Here is a 16,793-nt window from a genome sequence, read left to right as displayed (position 1 = left end):
CATACTTTATCCAACAACTGGCTGGACCTGCAAAATTATGCTACATCCGCACCATAAGCGTAACCATACAGGACCATTAACCATGAAACCGGAAATCGTGAGAAAAAAACTGCTGGGCTGGTATGCCACCCATCGACGCAGCCTGCCCTGGCGGGAGACATCGGATCCTTATGCCATATGGGTCTCGGAGGTAATGCTTCAGCAGACCCAGGTGGCCACTGTCATACCCTATTACCTTCGCTTTATGGATCGCTTCCCCACAACCAAGCATCTGGCCGGCGCAGACATTCAGGAGGTACTCAAACTGTGGGAGGGGCTGGGATACTATTCCCGAGCCCGAAACCTGCATCGTGCAGCCGGTGTGGTGGCTTCCCGATTCAACGGCCGTGTACCCGATGATCCGGCGACGTTCCGTTCTTTGCCCGGCGTGGGGGACTACATCGCCGCGGCCGTCCTGAGCATCGCCTTCGGCCAGGCGGTTCCCGTGGTGGACGGCAACGTCAAGCGGGTGCTGTCCCGGTTATTGGAGATAGATACCCCCGTGAACCGCAGCGGGGCCCACAAGATTTTCCAGGAACCGGCGGCCCTTTTCCTCTGCACGAAGCATCCGGCGGACTTCAACCAGGCCATAATGGAACTGGGTGCGCTGATCTGCCGTCCGAAAAATCCCGATTGCCGGTGCTGTCCCCTTTCCAGCCTGTGCCGGGCCAATCGGCACGACCAGACGGCCCACTACCCGAAACGGGATGCAGCCCGAAAAATACCCCATCGGCATCTGGCCATCGGCGTGATTTTGAAAAAGGGAAAAATGCTCGTGGTCCAGCGGCAGATAGATGGATTTTTAGGGGGACTGTGGGAATTCCCGGCTGTCCCGGCCGACGAAAGGCAGACGAACAGGGAGGCGTTTAAAGCAATGATAGCGGCGGACACCGGTTTAAGAATCACTATGGATAGGCGGCTGACCCGAATCCGGCATGCCTATACCCATTTCACGCTCACCGGTGATGTCTATCTGTGCCGGCATGTAGCCGGCCGGGTGCGTTTGAAAAGCGCCCAGGACCATCGGTGGGTAACGCTTCGGTCGTTAAGGCGCCTCCCCCTGCACAAATCCAACCACAAATTCCTGGACGCCCTGGCGGCAGCTTTAGGGCCGCAGAAAAATCAATCGACCTGACGAAGTGCCCCCTATTCATAAATACGATGGCATTCGATCGCCGATGCATCCCGACTCGCCGCGTTGCTCGGCGCGCCAATAGCGCTGCTATTGTCGCTTCTCCCGCCTTGCGATCCGGGCGCCTCGGCAATCTCGGTGCGTCACCGTATTTACGAACAGGGGCACTAAGCGGTTCTTCCATCATCCGGCTGGTCCAGCACATCACGGATAGTTCGGGAGAGTTCATGGACAGTGACCGGTTTCATTAAAAGAGCACGGATGCCTAATGATGACGCCAGCTCCGAGGAGATCCGCTTGCTGAAGCCGGTACAGATGATAACAGGGATGTCGGGTCGGAGGCGCAAAATCTGTTCTGCCAGCTGATCGCCGGTCATACCGGGCATGGTCATGTCCGTAATCACCAGATCAAACCCATCCGGCCGGGCCATGAAGGTTTCCAGAGCCTGGGAAGCACGGGTGGAACCAATGGCATCATATCCAAGATCTTTGAGCATCTCCACACCCACTTCCACCAATAGTTCCTCGTCGTCTACAAAAAGGATGCGTTCGGTCCCCCGGGGATAGGAGACCGGCTGGCTGGACACTTCTTCCGCCGGGTTTTCCAGCACCGGAAAAAGAACCCTGAAAACCGATCCTTTGCCCGGTACGCTCTCGACGAAAATACGTCCGCCATGGTCGTTGACGATGCCGTGCACCGTCGCCAGCCCCATTCCCGTTCCCTCGCCCACCGCCTTGGTGGTGAAGTAGGGCTCAAAAATCCGGTCTACCACCGCCTTTTCCATGCCGGCACCCGTGTCTCTGACCGACAGCTGAAGGTAGCGGCCGGATAACAGATCATCACCGGTTGCCACAGAACCCTTATCCATCAGGCAGCTCTCCAGGATCACAGTCAACTTCCCACCCCGGGCCTCCATGGCATGGGCCGCATTGGTGCACAAGTTCATCAGCACCTGATGAATCTGGGTCTGGTCGGCCATGACGGTTCCCAGGTTGGAGGGAATTGTCTGGGCAATCTCGATAGTGGAAGGGATGGAGGCGCGCAGCAGTTTCACCACCTCCTTGAGCACGATGGCAATATCGCAGGGCACTTTCTGGGATTTGCCCTGCCGGGTAAAGGTGAGAATCTGTTCCACCAGGCCCTTGGCCCGTTCACTGGCCTTGAAAATGTTTGCCACATAACCCTGCACTCGGGCATTGTCCGCCGTGTGCATTTGGGTAAGTTGGGAATACCCCAGTATCGCTCCAAGGATGTTATTGAAATCATGGGCGATACCTCCTGCCAAGGTGCCGATGGCTTCCATCTTCTGGGCCTGTTGAAGCTTCAGCTCCAGGTGTTCCCGTTCGGCCTCGTACCCCTTTCGTTCACTGGTGTCGATAATGATTCCCACCATGGTTTCCGGGCGGCCATCCTTATCATAGCGCACCACCTTGGCTTTGGTATGAAACCACTTCCACTGTCCCTGACTGGATATCAGTTTGAACTCATGGTCAAACATCGGAGCACGGCCGGCGACATGCCGGTTGAATTTCAGTTCAATCTCTTTCCAGGTCTCTGGTGAGGTCCTTTCACGGATAAATCTCAATCCATCGACCAGATCCGACTCGTTATACCCCAAAAGGGTATAGATGCGCTCGTCAACACGGAACAAATTCGTTTTTAAATCCAACTGCCAGATTCCGGCCCCACTTACATCCAGCGCCAGCAGGAGTCGGTCCTCACTCTCCTTGCGGGCAGACTCCATTTCTCGATGTTCGGTGATGTCCCGCGCAATGCCCTGGGTGCCCACGAAAACCTGAACACCGGACTCACCGGAAACGTAAAGGCCCTCGGCGTCCACCAGAAAAACCGGGTCGATCTTTGTCTCCCGCTGGTTATCATCCGTGTTCCGGTTACTGTACTCCCCAAAGGCATGGATGGCCAGGCGCTGGGTGCTGCGACTGCCGGTGCGCCGCTCGTTAATCCGATATCTGGCGATCTCCCAGTCATCGGTATGAATGTAATCCAGGAAGGGCTGTCCAATCAGTTCTTCAGGCGTCACCCCATAGCGCCGTATCGCTTCGCTGACAAAAGTAAATCGCCCCATGGTATCCAATCGGTAAATCACATCGGGTGTGGATCGGATGATTGAATCCAGCTCCTGCTGGGAGCTTAAAAGTGCGGATTCCGCATCCCTGTGTTCGACAATCTCCTTTTCCAGGCGTTGATTGACCTCCTTCAAAGAGCGTTCGCGGCGCCGGATCCGGTCGGCCATGCTATTAAAACGGGAGGCAATGGTCCGAATTTCCTGCTGGGGTGCTTCAAACTCGACAAAATCGTACTCCCCCTGAGATATCTGCTCGGTGCGCCGGATCAGTTGGCTCAGGGGAGAAATGAGAAATACCTTCAATACGATCCGCAGGGTTACCAGCAGCACCAGCGTAACGGCAGCCAGGGTGATCAGGCTGAACCACATCAACTGGCGCTGATTCTCCTGGAAGCCTTGCCGATGCAGGGCGATTTCAAGATAGCCGACCACCATCTCACCGTGCATGATGGGAGTTTTTTTCTCCGCTGCACGGGCAAGGCCTTCACGGTGCTTTTCAAAAAAAACGGTTCCCTCGTGGTCCATCACCTTCAGTTTCTCCACCAGGGAATTTTCGAAAAACGAGTTGCAGATTTTTTGAATGCCCTCCTCGTCGATATTCCAGAGGGAAAGTTCCAAAGAGTCCTGCAGGTAGTCACTGAAGGATTTCAGGGTTTCGGCGCTCTGCACCTCAGCCTTATGGGACATGTAACTGTATGTAAAAGAGACGACCATGGCAAACACAGCGGCCACCACGAGTAGGATGCTGACGATCAGGTCGCGGGACAGGGTTCGGCCTGGGCGGATTTCAGGCTGGGGCGGGAGTTGTTCAGTATCCTTTTTGGGCGTCGCTAAGGGCATGTCCGTGATGATTCCGTCTAAGGCACGCTGAGTGTGAATCACTGATCCGCGGTACATATCGGCAAACCGGTGGCCGGGCAATAGTTTTATTTTGCCATATGGGAAAAAATGGGAACCGATTTCAACAACAGGAATCGGGTTAACGGTCAGATCAGAATTCCAAGGGGTTGAATCGCCGATGGGGGCCGGAAGAAGCCGTTTTTAAATGGGTACTACTTACCGCTGCAGCCGCATCCCGCCGGCGGGCAGATAGACGAGGAAGCCAACCGGGTGTTGACGATTCGGGTAATGACCGGCAAGACCGGACGGGCCGCCGACCAGAAGCGAGAAATAGCAACAGAAAGCATAAATCCAAGGACGAAACCCGCCAGACCGAAGGCGATACTGGTGCCGCCGCTGGGTCCATCCCCGCCGTGGAACATGAACGCACCCGTGAAGGCGCCGGTCAGCATTCCGAATACGGGCAACAGGTAGAGCACCGCCATGCGGGACAGGAGAGCACCGGACGCTACGGTTAGCAGCACCCGGTCCCCCACCGCCGCGCCGATCGGGTTGAATGCCAGTGTCTTTTCGCTTCGGGTGGCCCGCGTGCCGTGGCATTGGGAAACAGAGTTGCAGCTGCCGCACCCCTGGCCTTTTTCAGCCACCACCATGACCCGGCCATTGTCACCCTCTTCAACCACAAAACCGATTGTCTGCGCCATCGTTCACCTCCGCGGCCCTAACCCGCTATCGATCTAAACCGTCAACCAGGATGTCGGCATTGTATAAAGTTCAAGATCAATTCCCGCCAATTCCAACGAATGCGGCGTGCTTTAAGATACGCCCAGTAAGGCGGAATGCAACACAACCCAGATATCTCACGCCTACGGGGACGTCAATTGTTGCATCAGCGCCCCCACGGTAGTCACCGGCAGCTGACAGGCGCCGTTCCGGCACACGTAGGCGTTCGTTTTGCCTCCGGCAGCGGTTTTTCCCCTGAACAGGGGAAATCGCCGTGACAAATGGGCAGCACTTGACTCGGACACGATCATCACCAGACTGCCGGGTAGGAAGGAAGTCCGCAGACGATCCGTGAACGCAGCATCATCACCGCCTGCCGGGGTGATGACAATTACCTGGCAGGGCGGATACAGAAAAACCTCCACAGCCAGAAACATCTCGCCAAAAGCCGACGGATTGGCGGCCATGATGGATGAAAATGGGGTGAATCCCTTCTCCGCCCGTTTTAAATAGGATGGATCCAGGGTCAACGCGTTCAATCGCAGCAGATTCATCAGGGCAACGGCATTTCCCGAGGGAAGGGCCCCGTCAAGGGCCGGTTTCTCGCGGGCAATCAGCGCCTCGTGATCGTCGGCGGTCATGAAAAACCCTCCGTTTTCACGGTCTTCAAAATGATCGGCCAGGATGTGGTCAAAGTCTACGGCCCGCTCCAGCCAGCGAAGGTCCGCGGTTGCTTCAAACAGATCCAGCAGCCCGGCAGTGAAAAAGGCGTGGTCATCAAGAAACCCGTTTCCGGAGGCAGCACCGTCTTTGAAGCTCCGCCTGAGCCTGCCGGCGAGCACCATCTGGTCCAGAATGAAGTTAGCCGCCCGACTGGCCCGGTCGAGACAGGCGGAATCGCCCAGGGCAAACCCGGCGCGGGAGAATGCGGAGATCATCAACCCGTTCCAGGCGGCAATGATCTTGTCGTCCCGCAGCGGTGCCGGACGCTGTTGACGGCGGGCATAAAGCGCCGCATTGATTCGTTCAACCTCCGATGACAGCCGCTTGGTGGAAAGACCCAGCTCACCGGCCACGCTGTCAAGGTCCCGCGGCAGGAATAAAATATTTCTCCCCTCGAAGCTACCGCGGTCGTCAACGCCATAGACAGCCGCAGCAATCCGGGCGTCATCGGCCCCGAGGGCATCGCTCAATTCTTCAAGGGTCCAGGTGAAAAACCAACCCTCCTCCCGGTGTCCGGACGGCGTCAAACTGTCCGCATCGGTGGCGGAGAAAAACGCCCCGGCCGGCGAGGTCATCTCGCGGGCCACATAATCCAGGGTTTTTAGGGCCACCTGTCTGAAGCGATGGTTTCCCGTGGCCTGCCATCCTTCAATATAGGCCGTCACCAGCAGTGCGTTGTCGTAGAGCATTTTCTCGAAGTGGGGAACCTGCCACTGTGCATCCGTGGAATAACGGTGAAAACCACCGCCCACATGATCGTTCATTCCGCCGGCAGCCATTTTTTCCAGGGTCAGAACGGCCATGTTCAGGCAGTCCGCGTCACCGCTGCGCCGATGGTGCCGCAGCATCAGCCGAACCGGAAAGGAACTGGGGAATTTAGGTGCCCCGGCGACCCCGCCATGCACCGTATCGAACCGGTTTTTGCCGGACAAGACGGCACGATCCAGCACACTGTCAATGGGCAGGCAGCCACCGGCGGCCGGCGCCAGCATCTGCCTCACCGTCCGGGCGAGTTCGCCGGCGGATCGGGCAACCAGATCCCGTTTGTCGTCGTAGCTCTCGCGAATCTTTTTAAGCATTGTTAAAAATCCGACCGGTGAGCTGCGTTCACCGTCCCGGGCAGGGAAATAGGTACCCCCGTAAAAAGGCTCCCGATCCGGGGTCAGCCACACCGTCATGGGCCACCCGCCCCGGCCGGTGATGGCCTGGACGGCACTCATGTAGATGGCGTCCACGTCGGGCCGCTCTTCGCGATCCACCTTCACGGCAATGTAGTTGTTGTTGATGGTCCGGGCAATCTCATCGTCCTCGAACGATTCCTCTTCCATGACGTGGCACCAGTGGCAGGTGGAATATCCGACGGAAAGGAGTACCGGCCGGTCCAGCCGCCGCGCCGTGTCAAATGCCTCATCCCCCCATGGGAACCAGTCCACGGGATTATGGGCATGCTGCAGAAGATAGGGGCTGCTCTCCAGGAACAGCCGGTTGGTGTAAATAGCCCGACCCCGATCATCGAGGTGACGGGTCCGGGGGCGATAGTCATCACCCCGCCACCGGGCCATTTTTCGGATATTATTCTCCAGGGTCATATCGCCACTTCAAACACTTTTTCTATCGCACCAGCGGATACTTTTCTCCTGACCAGCCGATCACGCCGGTATCCAGGTTATAGACACGTCGAAAACCCAGTTTTTCAAAAATGACCAGACTCTTTCCACTGCGATTGCCGCTGCGGCAGTAAACCAAATAGGTTTTATTCCTGTCCAGGGCCTTGAGCCGGTCCACATAATCATCGGAATAATAATCCAGCAGCAATGCCCTCTGGATGTGGCCATCCTCGAATTCTTTGGGCGTACGAACATCCAGCAGTACGACATCCGGGTCGCCATGATGCCGATCCAGCAATGCCTTGAACTGGCGGGGTGAGAGCGTCTGCACAGCCGCCTTGTCCGCCGATGCCATGCACGCAGACGCGCCGATCAGTAAAACCAGCAAGGCCGCAATCCATATCGATGGTCGTCTTTTCATGATATCCTTTTATTGAAATAAGCCGTTGGCTCTTAACCCATTGCCGGTGATTTTCGCATCAACCGCGAACCACCACAATGTGGTAATAATAAGAACCGATTCCATTTTTTCAATGAAAGGGTCGATCAAGGCTGAAGCGGGGCTGAAAATATAGGAACCCATGCCGGTCTTGGCCCTGGGGTATTTTGTACCGGCGGCCCTATATCCGGCAGGTGCGGATGTCGGTAACGATAATTCCTTTGGCCCCGATTTTGGAGAGGCTGTCCATGATCTGGTTCACATCCTGCTTTTTGGACATGGATTTGACCGCCACCCACCCTTTTTTGCTTAATGGAGAGACCGTGGGAGACTCGATGCCCGGGGTGACGACACAGGCCATCTCCAGCATGGTTTCGGGGATGTCGTATTCAACCATCACGTACTCCCGGGCCACCACGATACCGCGAATCCGGTCCAGAAAGGTGTGTACGGGTTCCTGCCGCTCGATGTCGCGGGTCCGGGCCGCCAGGATCGCCTCACTGTGCAGCAGCGGGAGCCCAACCACCTTGAGTCCGGCCGCCTTGAGGGTTCTTCCGGTCTGAACCACGTCGGCAATGGCATCGGCCACCCCCAGACGGATGGAGATCTCCACGGCGCCGTCCAGTCGGATAATTTCCGCATCCACGCCCCGGCGTTTCAGGTCTTCGATGACCAGTCGAGGATAAGAGGTGGCGATGCGCATTCCAGCAAACTGGTCCGGCGCCAGATCCGTCTCCGCAGGGACGGCATAGTGGAAATCGGACCTGCCGAATCCCAAGGACAGCAGTTCCACCACATCCGCCCCGCTGTCCAGGGCCAGGTCACGGCCGGTCACGCCCATGTCCAGAATGCCTTTGCTCACATAAATGGCGATGTCACGGGGGCGCAGGAAAACAAACTCCACCTGGTTGGCCTTGTCGAACACGATCAGTTCGCGGCTGTAGCGGCGGCAGTTGTAGCCGGCCTCCCGGATCAGCTGCACGGCGTCTTCGGAGAGCGATCCCTTGTTGGGCAGGGCGATTTTTAACATGACAAAAAGATTCCTTTTAAGGCCATCGGGTCACTGCGGGGCAACTATTACCTGTTATGGCTTTAATGTGTTAGCGATAGATGAGCGGTCGTAAAAAATTCGGATTCCATTCACAGAAGGTTGATTTTGGTTCAGGCCAAGGCCGCAGCGATGGTGAAACCGGAGGGGTAGCATCGCTACGTCGAGGATTTCGCCGGAGTGAGAACGCCGGCCTGGACCGAAAGATGCCTTTTGTGGATGGAATCTATAGGTGGCGGTAGACATCCTCCAACTCCAGATCGCAGGCGATCATCATCACCTGAACGTGGTAGAGCAGTTGGGATATTTCCTCGCCGGTGCGCTCCCGGCCTTCATGCTCGGCGGCCATCCAGACTTCACAGGCTTCCTCGATCACTTTCTTGCCGATGGCGTGAACACCGTTTTCCAGTTGACGTACGGTTCCCGAATGGGGGTCCTTGCGTGCAGCCTTGTCCTTGAGTTCGGCAAACAGGGTTTCAAATGATTTCATCAAATGGAACGTTCCTTCCAGCCGCCGCGGACCAGCGTTAACAAAAGCGGCGTTATGTTGGGTGTTTTCATTTTCGGCATCTCTTAACAGAAAAACCGCCATCCCACAATGGCTTGCGGCTGAACCTGCCGGTACCTGCGGTAGATCGAAATAAAAGAGGGCCATCAAAAGGAAGGGCGGCTCTGCTGTTGTGGGGTAGTGTAGCAGAGCCGCCAAGGGTAGAGGGATTGAATAATACTTATGGGGTGTTGATTACAAGATAACCGGATGGCCTCCCCATGTCAAGAAAAAAATACCACATTGTGGTAATTATTTTGTCCGTGCCGGGATCTCCATCTATTTTGTAGAATTATTATTCCCGACAGCATCGGGCGATGCTTCCAGGAGTTCGATGGGATCCCCGCAGGCAATCTCGCCCCCCTGGATCACCCGGGCGAAAACTCCCTCCCGGGGCATGATGCAGTCGCCGGCCTGGTAATAGATGGCGCAGGGTTTATGGCAGGTCTTGCCGATCTGGGAGACTTCGACGATAGCCGTCTTTCCCAGCTTCACCCGCGTGCCGACAGGCAGGTTTTTCCAGTCGATGCCCACGGTGGCCACATTTTCTGCAAAATCTCCGAAGTCCACCTCGAGTCCCTTCTCGCGGGCCTCCTGAATGCTTTCCGAGGACAGGAAACTTACCTGACGGTGCCAGGGGCCGGCGTGGGCATCCCCGTCCAGACCATGGTTTTGAATCACCCGGGCATGATCCACGAGGGTTTTTCGGGTTCCTTTTTTCCGGCTGACGGCAATGGATACAATCTTCACGACGTCTCCTTGATGAATGTGTAAAAATCGGAATGCTAACGGTTTTGTATAAAGTGAGAGATCAAGGTTTGCGAGTCCCGAGGAAGGAGGCACGGGTTGTACCCCGCAGTAATGAGGGATGAAGCATAACGCAGATATCGACTTTTATATGGAACCGTCCTCCTTGGCGATCAGAAACAGGCCGTACGTGGCGAACAGGTCCGGCGAAAAGCGGACAATCCTCCCGGACCGATCCTGCCGGTCTGTGTCGATCCCTACCTCTTTCAAAATTCTAAATCCCACCTGCCGGGCGTATCGCCTGAAATCGGACAGGGTGATCACCCGGATGTTGGGGGTATCGTGCCACTGATAGGGCAACTGCGGCGTCACCGGCGCGTGCCCGGTTAACGCCAGCATCAGCCGAACCCGCCAGTGGCTGAAATTGGGAAAACTGACGACACTCTGACGGCTGATCCGCAGCATCTCGTAGATCAGCGGCGCCGGGTCGTAAATCTGCTGCAGGGTCTGGGCCAGGATCACGAAATCAAAGGCATCGTCCGGATAGTCTCTGACCTCTTCGTTGATATCCCCCTGCAGTACGGTCAACCCCCGTTGGATGCAGCGGGCCACGCAGCCTTCGTCGATGTCGATGCCGGTGCAGACCGCATTCTTTCGGGTTTTCAGATAGTGAAGCAGGGCGCCGTCTCCGCATCCCAGCCCCAGCACCCGGGCCCCCTGGGGAATCCAGGAAGCCACCAGCTGAAGGTCATAGCGAATACCGTTGCCCGCATTACTGATCGTTGTCACCGTCCAAAAACCCTTTCATGATGGCGGACAGACGGTCGCTGGGAAGCAGGAAGGCATCGTGTCCCCACTGGGCCTCGATTTCGCAGAAGCTCACATCCAGGCCGTTTTTTTTCATGGCCTTGACCATGGTCCGGGACTGGTAGGTCGGATAAAGCCAGTCTGACGTAAATGAAAGCACCAGAAACCTGGCCCGTGCGCCGGAAAAGGCGGCCACTGCGGACCCCTCACCGTATTGCCGCTCGAGGTCGAAGTAGTCCGCCGCCTTGGTGATATAGAGAAAGGCGTTGGCATCGAACCGGTCCACGAACTTGCGGCCCTGATGGCGCAGGTAGCTCTCCACCTGGAAATCCGCGTCGAAGTTAAAGGAAAAATCCGCCTTGTCCTGGAGCCGCCGGCCGAACTTGAGCCGCATGGATTCGTCGGAGAGATAGGTAATATGTCCGATCATCCGGGCCACGGCCAGCCCCAGGTCCGGCTTTTCCCCATCGTGGTAGTCCCCCCCGTTCCATTTGGGATCGGCCATGATGGCCTGTCTGGCCACCTCGTTGAAGGCAATGGCCAATGCGCTGTGCCGGGTGGTGGTCGCCAGGAGGACGGCGGATTCAACCCTGTCCGGGTAACGCACGCTCCACTCCAGCGCCTGCATGCCGCCCACGGATCCGCCGATTACCGCATGCAGCCGATGCACACCCAGATGGTCCATGAGCTGCTTCTGGGCATCCACCATGTCTGCGATGGTGACCACCGGAAAACTCAGTCCGTAGGGCTTGCCGGTCGTCGGATCGATGGAGGCGGGGCCGGTCGACCCCATGCAGCTGCCCAGGATATTGGTGCAGATCACGAAATGGCGGTCCGAATCGATCCCTTTTCCCGGCCCCACCATGAAATCCCACCACCCCGGTTTGTCGTCGCTGTCGGTGTAAGTCCCGGCAACATGGGCGTCACCGGAGAGGGCATGCAGAATCAGAATGGCATTGGACCGGTCTTCGTTGAGACGGCCGCAGGTTTCATAGGCGAGGGTCACCGGACCGAGGGTAGCACCGCATTCCAATCGCATGGCTGCCGGCGGCCTGGCGAAAGTATACGTCCGCTTTTCCACCCGGCCCACCGACGATCCCTGTTGGTCATGCTGAATATATTCACTCATCGTCGATTTTGGCCAGGGTTGCCTTAAACACATCACAGGTGCGGCACAGCTTCATTTTCTCCTTCCAGGAGCCGTGGACCGTTCCGTCACAGATCGTGCCGTTGATAAACCAGCACAGGTCTCCGGTGGAGAATTCCCAGGCCGGGCACTGCTCGCGCTGTTCCGGGGGACAGGTGCGAGTATCCCAGCAGGGTTTGACACCGTTTTTACCACCCCATTTGCGGGTGAGCAAAAAATAGAGTTGACGCTCCACATGCACGGGAATGGTGCGCCAGCCCTGCTCATAGCTGTGGATGGCCTTGATAGAGGTTCCCAGAAGCTGAGCCATCTGTTTCTGAGTTTTTTCCAGTCTCTTCCGAACGGCGCTGAATTCTTTGTCTTTCATGGCTTTGCGTCTCTGATTCCAAAATCGTCAATAGCTGCGACCGATGGGTCAATTCTATAGCGGCGCTCCAGGCCACGATCAACAAACCGTCCCCGACCAGATAAAAAGAATGTAAATAACATGTCGAATTTACGGGTAAAAAATCATAGCCACCCACCTCTGCCACATCGTGGTATAAATGTCAACGGTTTTTACCGGACCCAGCGGACTGGGGTCAACCCACATCCTGTTTGATATCGATCCCGAGCTTTTTCATCCGCTTCCAGACGGTCACCCGGCTGACGCCCAGCATCTTGGCCGCTTTGGACTGATTGCCGTCGGCCTTCCGCAGCACTTGAATCAGGCTGTCCCGATCCTTGGCGCACCCCGGGTCCAGTTCGCAGGTTTCCTTTGGATCGAGGGTGCCGTGAACGATCTTGTGGGGCAGATGCTGAGTGCCGATACCCCCGCTCTGGCAAAGGACAAAGGCGTACTCGATGGCATTTCGCAACTCACGCACATTGCCCGGCCATGAATAATCGGTCAGGGTTTCTAGGGCATCAGGAGTAAGTCCGATGATTTTCTTGCCGCTGCTCACCGCATTTCTCCGTATGAAGCTCTGGGCGATCAACGGAATGTCCTCCCGACGCTCGGATAAAGTCGGGCAATACAGAGGAAAGACGTTTATCCGGAAATAAAGATCCTCCCGGAACTGACCCTGTTCAATCAGGACGTCCAGATTCTTGTGGGTGGCGGTAATCACCCTCACATCCACGGGGATGGGCCGATTATCCCCCACCCGTTCGATCTTGCGGTCCTCCAGCACACGCAGCAGCTTGATCTGGATGGCAGGGGGGATGTCGCCGATCTCGTCCAGAAAAATAGTGCCCTCATGAGCGGCTTCGAACCGGCCCACACGGGTGCGGTCCGCACCGGTGTATGCCCCTTTCACGTGACCGAAGAGTTCGCTTTCCAGCAGGTTCTCGTTCAGGGCCGCACAGTTGACCTTGATGTAGGGCTTGTCGCTGCGGCCGCTGGCCCGGTGGATGGCCCGGGCCACCAGTTCCTTGCCGCTGCCGCTCTCGCCTTGAATCATTACCGGCGTGTCGGACTGGGCTACATTCTCGATCATCTCGAACAGGTCGATCATCGCCGGAGACTTGCCCAGGATGCCGTGGTATCCCTCATCCAGATGAAAGGTCTTGCGCAGATTGCTGATCTCCTGCTGCTGACGGATCTTTTCGGTAATGTCGGTAAGCGTCTCGACGGCACCGATGATTTCGCCCGCTTCGTTGCGCAGCACCGACGCACTTTTGATGATGTGCACCGAATGGCGGTCCTTGTTGGTGATCAGGCACTTCTTCTCTTTGATGGCACCCCGGTTGAAAAGACCGCACCACTGGGTGCCGGCACCCTTCCCGATGATTTTGCATCCGGTACAATTTAATATTCGGCAGGACTTCCCGATCAGTTCATCGGCCGTATAGCCGGTAACCCGCTCCGCGGCCGGATTGGCTGCAATAATTCTACCCTCCGGATCCACCACCATCAGGCCGTCCTGAAGCGTGTCCACGATGGTTTTCCAGTATTTGGCAATATCCATGACGCCTCCGTTCACGTGTTAACCTTGTCAAGGCAACATGCTAACCCGTTAACTTAACATGTGTTAACTTAAACGGTTTCGGCTCATTTTGCAAGCACCATCAAAAAGTAATTTCTTTCTTTATATTCTATTGGTTATATTTTTTTACCATTTAACTTGAACCGCTGGCATACCCGTTGCTCAAAAGTTGGAGTTAAAAAATGGAGAACATAGTTAACACATTCCACAAGGAGGAGACATGAGACAGAGAGGATGGAAGCGAACCACCATCGGCACCCTGATGGGAATCTTATTCTTGTTGGGTCTATCCCTGCCCGGAATCGCTTCGGCGGAGGATGACGTGAAGCTGTTGAAGCAGCGCCTGGAGCAGATGTCAAAAGAAATGGAGGCCGTCCAGAAAAAACTGGAGGATATTGAAAGGAAAAGCCAGGACAAGGAAGAGGCGATCGAAGAGATGGACGACCGCCTCAACAAGGCCGAGCTGCACACGGCCACCGACAAGGTCTCCTTCGGCGTGGAGTTGCGCACCCGGGCCGATTCGCTGCAGTACAAAGATATTCAGGTGGCTCCCAGCATGCTGACAAGCAATTTGATCGGCGCTACTATTTCTCCTGCAGATTTACCTGCCATAATCGGAATGATGCCTCCAGGAGTAATGGTGCCCGAAAAATACGACGCCACCAACGACATCATCCTGACCAACAAATTCCGCTTGAACATGAGTGCCAAGGTCAACGACCAGCTCAGCTTCTCCGGTCGTCTGGCCGCCTACAAGGTCTTCGGCGACAGCACCGAGGTCAAGTTCAACCAGGGCAGTCTGGGCGACGTCACTCTGGACGGCAACACCTCCAGCCTGCCCCACGGGGACACCATCCGCCTGGAACGGGCCTACTTCAATTATAAAAAGGACCTGGGACGCGTGCCCACCAACTTCTCCCTGGGCCGCCGGCCCTCCACCGACGGGCCGCCCCTGGAGTACCTGAACAACAGCCTCGAAGGCGGCTCTCCGCTGGCCACGATCATCAACTGGCAGTTCGACGGCGCCTCCTACAACCTGGGGCTTGAAGATGTCACCGGCATTCCCGGCGCAGCCTTCAAGATGTGCTACGGGGTGGGCTTCGAAGGCGACTGGGGCAACACCTATTCGTTGGGCAACCAGCAGCCCGATGTGGACGATGTGCACATGTTCGGCGTGATCGCCACCCTGTTCGACAACGACTCGACCAGTGCCGTGCTGAACTGGGCGCATGCCTGGGACATCACCGACGGGTTTACCGGATTGAGCGTCATGCCGTTCATCGTCACCGACAACGGCGACGGCACCTTCACCTTTGACCAGAATGCCGGCGGCTACATTTCCCGGCTGCAGCCGATGACTGAAATCGGCGACTGGGATGCCGCATCGTTGCTCCTGCGGACAAACCTTTCCGAACGGTTCGACAAAGACATCGACCTGTTCCTGTCCGGTTCCTGGAGCCACACCCAGGCTTCCCGGACATCGGAAAACCCCTTTTACAAGTTCATGGGCGCAGGTCTGCTCAACTCAAACGGCGAGCTGGAAGACCGGGACGGCTACATGATCTATCTGGGCGCCGTCTTCCCCATGCCCTGGGATGCCAAGTTCGGCCTGGAGTACAACTACGGTTCCCAGTACTGGTTCAACTTCACCGGCGCCGAAGACTCCCTGGTGGGCAGCAAGCTGGCGGTGCGCGGCAGCGTCTATGAAGGCTACTGGCATCAGCCGATCTTCAACGATAACTTCTTCGCTACCATCGGCGTGAGATACTACGACTATGAGTATACGGGCAGCGGCAATCCCATGGGCGAACCCATGAAGATCACCGAGCTGAATTCACTCAATGCCCTCAATCCGGTGGTCGACGAAGTCTGGGACGGCTACATCTCCCTGACCTTCCGCTACTAGCCGTCGACCGGAACCTGAACCCGTCCTGTGCGTAGGCCGTTTCTGACTTCGAACCTGAAAAACGATGCGGGTGGCCGCACGGGACAGATGAGCGAACCAAGTATGAAACGGGCAGCGATTATCATCAAGGATCTCCAGCAGCAGTACGAAGGCCTGCGAACCAGCGTCGGTCTAATGCTGGAGGGCATGAGGGTCCAGATGTTCGTGCTGCACCATGAAATTGAAGACATGGATGAAGCCTACCGCGACAACATGGCATTTCTGGACGAGATCGGCGGGGTGCGTTTTTCCAACAACTCGGAAAACGCCGAAAAGTATGGCTTTACCCACGTGACCATCGCCCAGGCGGCGGAAAAGATCCAGCACGCGGATATCGTCATTCCGTTTTAATCATAAAACTTAAAAGGTACCCAAAAAGGTTGCCGGTGAAAATTCTTCACATCTTACGATCCGAGCCGGACGAAACGGTGGAAAAATTTACCGAGGCCATGTCCATGGACAACACCGCATCGGTGGTCATGCTTTACGAAGACCCGGTAGACTGGCCGGCGCTGGTGGACAAGATCTTCGAAAATGACAAGGTGATCTGCTGGTGGTGATTGCCCAGGATAGTGCGGCCGTATCCGCGACGGCGTCCCTGGCCATTCTGGTCAGCACCGACAAGCACCTGGACCATGTGGTCAACCTCACCACGGCCGCCTTTGCCAAAGGCAAACAGGTGAGTCTTTTTTTCACTGGAAAGGGTGTCCTGCTGACGATCAGACCGCAGTTTAAAAAACTGGTGGGCAAGGCCACATTGAGCATTTGCGATGTCAGCTTCCGGGCCAACGGTCTGCATGGCCGGGAAGAAGAGGTGCCGGGGGTAACGATGAATGACTTCGCGACCCAGGCAAAAAACGCCCAGATGCTGGCCAGTGCAAACCGCCATCTGGTTTTATAGGGGCTTGAAAACCGTCATGAGCCCGTGTCAGGCAAGGTACTTGCCGTTGAAAAATGATGAATTCGATCCGAATGCTATGCGGTTGGACCAGACG

General features: G+C 56.4%; 16 protein-coding genes. 5 read left to right on the top strand and 11 right to left on the bottom strand.

What is annotated here, in order from left to right:
* The first annotated feature begins 82 nt into the window (after positions 1-82).
* A complete protein-coding gene (gene mutY, locus ACHZBS_RS17200; RefSeq protein WP_319407750.1) occupies positions 83-1,174 on the top strand; it encodes an A/G-specific adenine glycosylase in 1,092 nt (363 codons plus the stop codon).
* Between the two features lie 164 nt (positions 1,175-1,338).
* Here the strand turns inward: mutY and ACHZBS_RS17195 are convergent, their stop codons facing one another.
* The 11 genes from ACHZBS_RS17195 to ACHZBS_RS17145 form a co-directional block, all read right to left on the bottom strand.
* Positions 1,339-4,155: a PAS domain S-box protein gene (locus tag ACHZBS_RS17195; RefSeq protein WP_319407749.1), complete on the bottom strand. Its 2,817-nt coding sequence runs from the start codon at positions 4,153-4,155 to the stop codon at positions 1,339-1,341.
* A gap of 155 nt (positions 4,156-4,310) precedes the next feature.
* On the bottom strand, positions 4,311-4,802 hold the full coding sequence (locus ACHZBS_RS17190; protein WP_319407748.1) for a SoxR reducing system RseC family protein: 492 nt from the start codon (positions 4,800-4,802) through the stop codon (positions 4,311-4,313).
* A gap of 162 nt (positions 4,803-4,964) precedes the next feature.
* Positions 4,965-7,133: a thioredoxin domain-containing protein gene (locus ACHZBS_RS17185; protein ID WP_319407747.1), complete on the bottom strand. Its 2,169-nt coding sequence runs from the start codon at positions 7,131-7,133 to the stop codon at positions 4,965-4,967.
* A 22-nt stretch (positions 7,134-7,155) separates the two neighbouring features.
* Positions 7,156-7,572, bottom strand: a complete 417-nt coding sequence (locus ACHZBS_RS17180; RefSeq protein ID WP_319407746.1) for a rhodanese-like domain-containing protein — start codon at positions 7,570-7,572, stop codon at positions 7,156-7,158.
* Positions 7,573-7,771: 199 nt separating this feature from the next.
* Positions 7,772-8,620 carry an ATP phosphoribosyltransferase gene (hisG, locus tag ACHZBS_RS17175; protein WP_319407745.1) on the bottom strand — a complete coding sequence of 283 codons (849 nt, stop codon included), beginning with the start codon at positions 8,618-8,620 and terminating at the stop codon, positions 7,772-7,774.
* A gap of 244 nt (positions 8,621-8,864) precedes the next feature.
* On the bottom strand, positions 8,865-9,128 hold the full coding sequence (locus ACHZBS_RS17170; RefSeq protein ID WP_319407744.1) for a phosphoribosyl-ATP diphosphatase: 264 nt from the start codon (positions 9,126-9,128) through the stop codon (positions 8,865-8,867).
* A 336-nt stretch (positions 9,129-9,464) separates the two neighbouring features.
* The gene (locus ACHZBS_RS17165) at positions 9,465-9,935 is read right to left on the bottom strand and encodes an MOSC domain-containing protein (protein WP_319407743.1); all 471 of its coding nucleotides are present in this window, start codon (positions 9,933-9,935) and stop codon (positions 9,465-9,467) included.
* Positions 9,936-10,079: 144 nt separating this feature from the next.
* Positions 10,080-10,721 (bottom strand): methionine biosynthesis protein MetW, encoded by a 642-nt coding sequence (metW, locus tag ACHZBS_RS17160; protein WP_319407742.1) that lies wholly within the window; start codon positions 10,719-10,721, stop codon positions 10,080-10,082.
* Positions 10,705-11,868, bottom strand: a complete 1,164-nt coding sequence (locus tag ACHZBS_RS17155; RefSeq protein ID WP_319407741.1) for a homoserine O-acetyltransferase — start codon at positions 11,866-11,868, stop codon at positions 10,705-10,707. The genes metW and ACHZBS_RS17155 overlap by 17 nt, the downstream gene beginning before the upstream one ends.
* Entirely contained in the window at positions 11,861-12,253 is a 393-nt protein-coding gene (locus ACHZBS_RS17150) for a helix-turn-helix domain-containing protein (protein ID WP_319407740.1), read from the bottom strand. Before ACHZBS_RS17150 ends, ACHZBS_RS17155 begins: the two co-directional genes overlap by 8 nt.
* 214 nt (positions 12,254-12,467) lie before the next feature.
* Positions 12,468-13,835, bottom strand: a complete 1,368-nt coding sequence (locus tag ACHZBS_RS17145) for a sigma 54-interacting transcriptional regulator (protein ID WP_319407739.1) — start codon at positions 13,833-13,835, stop codon at positions 12,468-12,470.
* Between the two features lie 238 nt (positions 13,836-14,073).
* On the opposite strand from ACHZBS_RS17145, the gene ACHZBS_RS17140 reads away from it, so the two are divergent.
* The 4 genes from ACHZBS_RS17140 to ACHZBS_RS17125 all read left to right on the top strand — a co-directional run bounded on the left by ACHZBS_RS17140 (position 14,074) and on the right by ACHZBS_RS17125 (position 16,699).
* Positions 14,074-15,759, top strand: coding sequence for a DUF3373 family protein (locus tag ACHZBS_RS17140; RefSeq protein ID WP_319407738.1), 1,686 nt, complete (start codon positions 14,074-14,076; stop codon positions 15,757-15,759).
* Positions 15,760-15,846: 87 nt separating this feature from the next.
* Positions 15,847-16,149 carry a hypothetical protein gene (locus ACHZBS_RS17135; RefSeq protein ID WP_319407737.1) on the top strand — a complete coding sequence of 101 codons (303 nt, stop codon included), beginning with the start codon at positions 15,847-15,849 and terminating at the stop codon, positions 16,147-16,149.
* A 77-nt stretch (positions 16,150-16,226) separates the two neighbouring features.
* Positions 16,227-16,358 (top strand): hypothetical protein, encoded by a 132-nt coding sequence (locus tag ACHZBS_RS17130; RefSeq protein ID WP_319407736.1) that lies wholly within the window; start codon positions 16,227-16,229, stop codon positions 16,356-16,358.
* The gene (locus ACHZBS_RS17125; protein ID WP_319407735.1) at positions 16,352-16,699 is read left to right on the top strand and encodes a hypothetical protein; all 348 of its coding nucleotides are present in this window, start codon (positions 16,352-16,354) and stop codon (positions 16,697-16,699) included. The genes ACHZBS_RS17130 and ACHZBS_RS17125 overlap by 7 nt, the downstream gene beginning before the upstream one ends.
* Positions 16,700-16,793 lie beyond the last annotated feature (94 nt).

The sequence above is a fragment of the uncultured Desulfosarcina sp. genome, assembly GCF_963664155.2.
Taxonomy (GTDB): domain Bacteria; phylum Desulfobacterota; class Desulfobacteria; order Desulfobacterales; family Desulfosarcinaceae; genus Desulfosarcina.
The sequence above is the reverse complement of the archived record's forward strand: the minus strand, read 5'-3'. Positions and strand labels throughout refer to the sequence as shown.

What these genes read in the sequence shown, in the direction of transcription:
- ACHZBS_RS17145 (WP_319407739.1), bottom strand. Translation starts at nt 13,835, where the DNA reads ATGGATATTGCCAAATACTGGAAAACCATCGTGGACACGCTTCAGGAC.
- ACHZBS_RS17155 (WP_319407741.1), bottom strand. Translation starts at nt 11,868, where the DNA reads ATGAGTGAATATATTCAGCATGACCAACAGGGATCGTCGGTGGGCCGG.
- ACHZBS_RS17140 (WP_319407738.1), top strand. Translation starts at nt 14,074, where the DNA reads ATGAGACAGAGAGGATGGAAGCGAACCACCATCGGCACCCTGATGGGA.
- ACHZBS_RS17170 (WP_319407744.1), bottom strand. Translation starts at nt 9,128, where the DNA reads ATGAAATCATTTGAAACCCTGTTTGCCGAACTCAAGGACAAGGCTGCA.
- hisG (WP_319407745.1), bottom strand. Translation starts at nt 8,620, where the DNA reads ATGTTAAAAATCGCCCTGCCCAACAAGGGATCGCTCTCCGAAGACGCC.
- ACHZBS_RS17185 (WP_319407747.1), bottom strand. Translation starts at nt 7,133, where the DNA reads ATGACCCTGGAGAATAATATCCGAAAAATGGCCCGGTGGCGGGGTGAT.
- ACHZBS_RS17150 (WP_319407740.1), bottom strand. Translation starts at nt 12,253, where the DNA reads ATGAAAGACAAAGAATTCAGCGCCGTTCGGAAGAGACTGGAAAAAACT.
- ACHZBS_RS17190 (WP_319407748.1), bottom strand. Translation starts at nt 4,802, where the DNA reads ATGGCGCAGACAATCGGTTTTGTGGTTGAAGAGGGTGACAATGGCCGG.
- ACHZBS_RS17195 (WP_319407749.1), bottom strand. Translation starts at nt 4,155, where the DNA reads ATGTACCGCGGATCAGTGATTCACACTCAGCGTGCCTTAGACGGAATC.
- ACHZBS_RS17135 (WP_319407737.1), top strand. Translation starts at nt 15,847, where the DNA reads ATGAGCGAACCAAGTATGAAACGGGCAGCGATTATCATCAAGGATCTC.
- ACHZBS_RS17180 (WP_319407746.1), bottom strand. Translation starts at nt 7,572, where the DNA reads ATGAAAAGACGACCATCGATATGGATTGCGGCCTTGCTGGTTTTACTG.
- mutY (WP_319407750.1), top strand. Translation starts at nt 83, where the DNA reads ATGAAACCGGAAATCGTGAGAAAAAAACTGCTGGGCTGGTATGCCACC.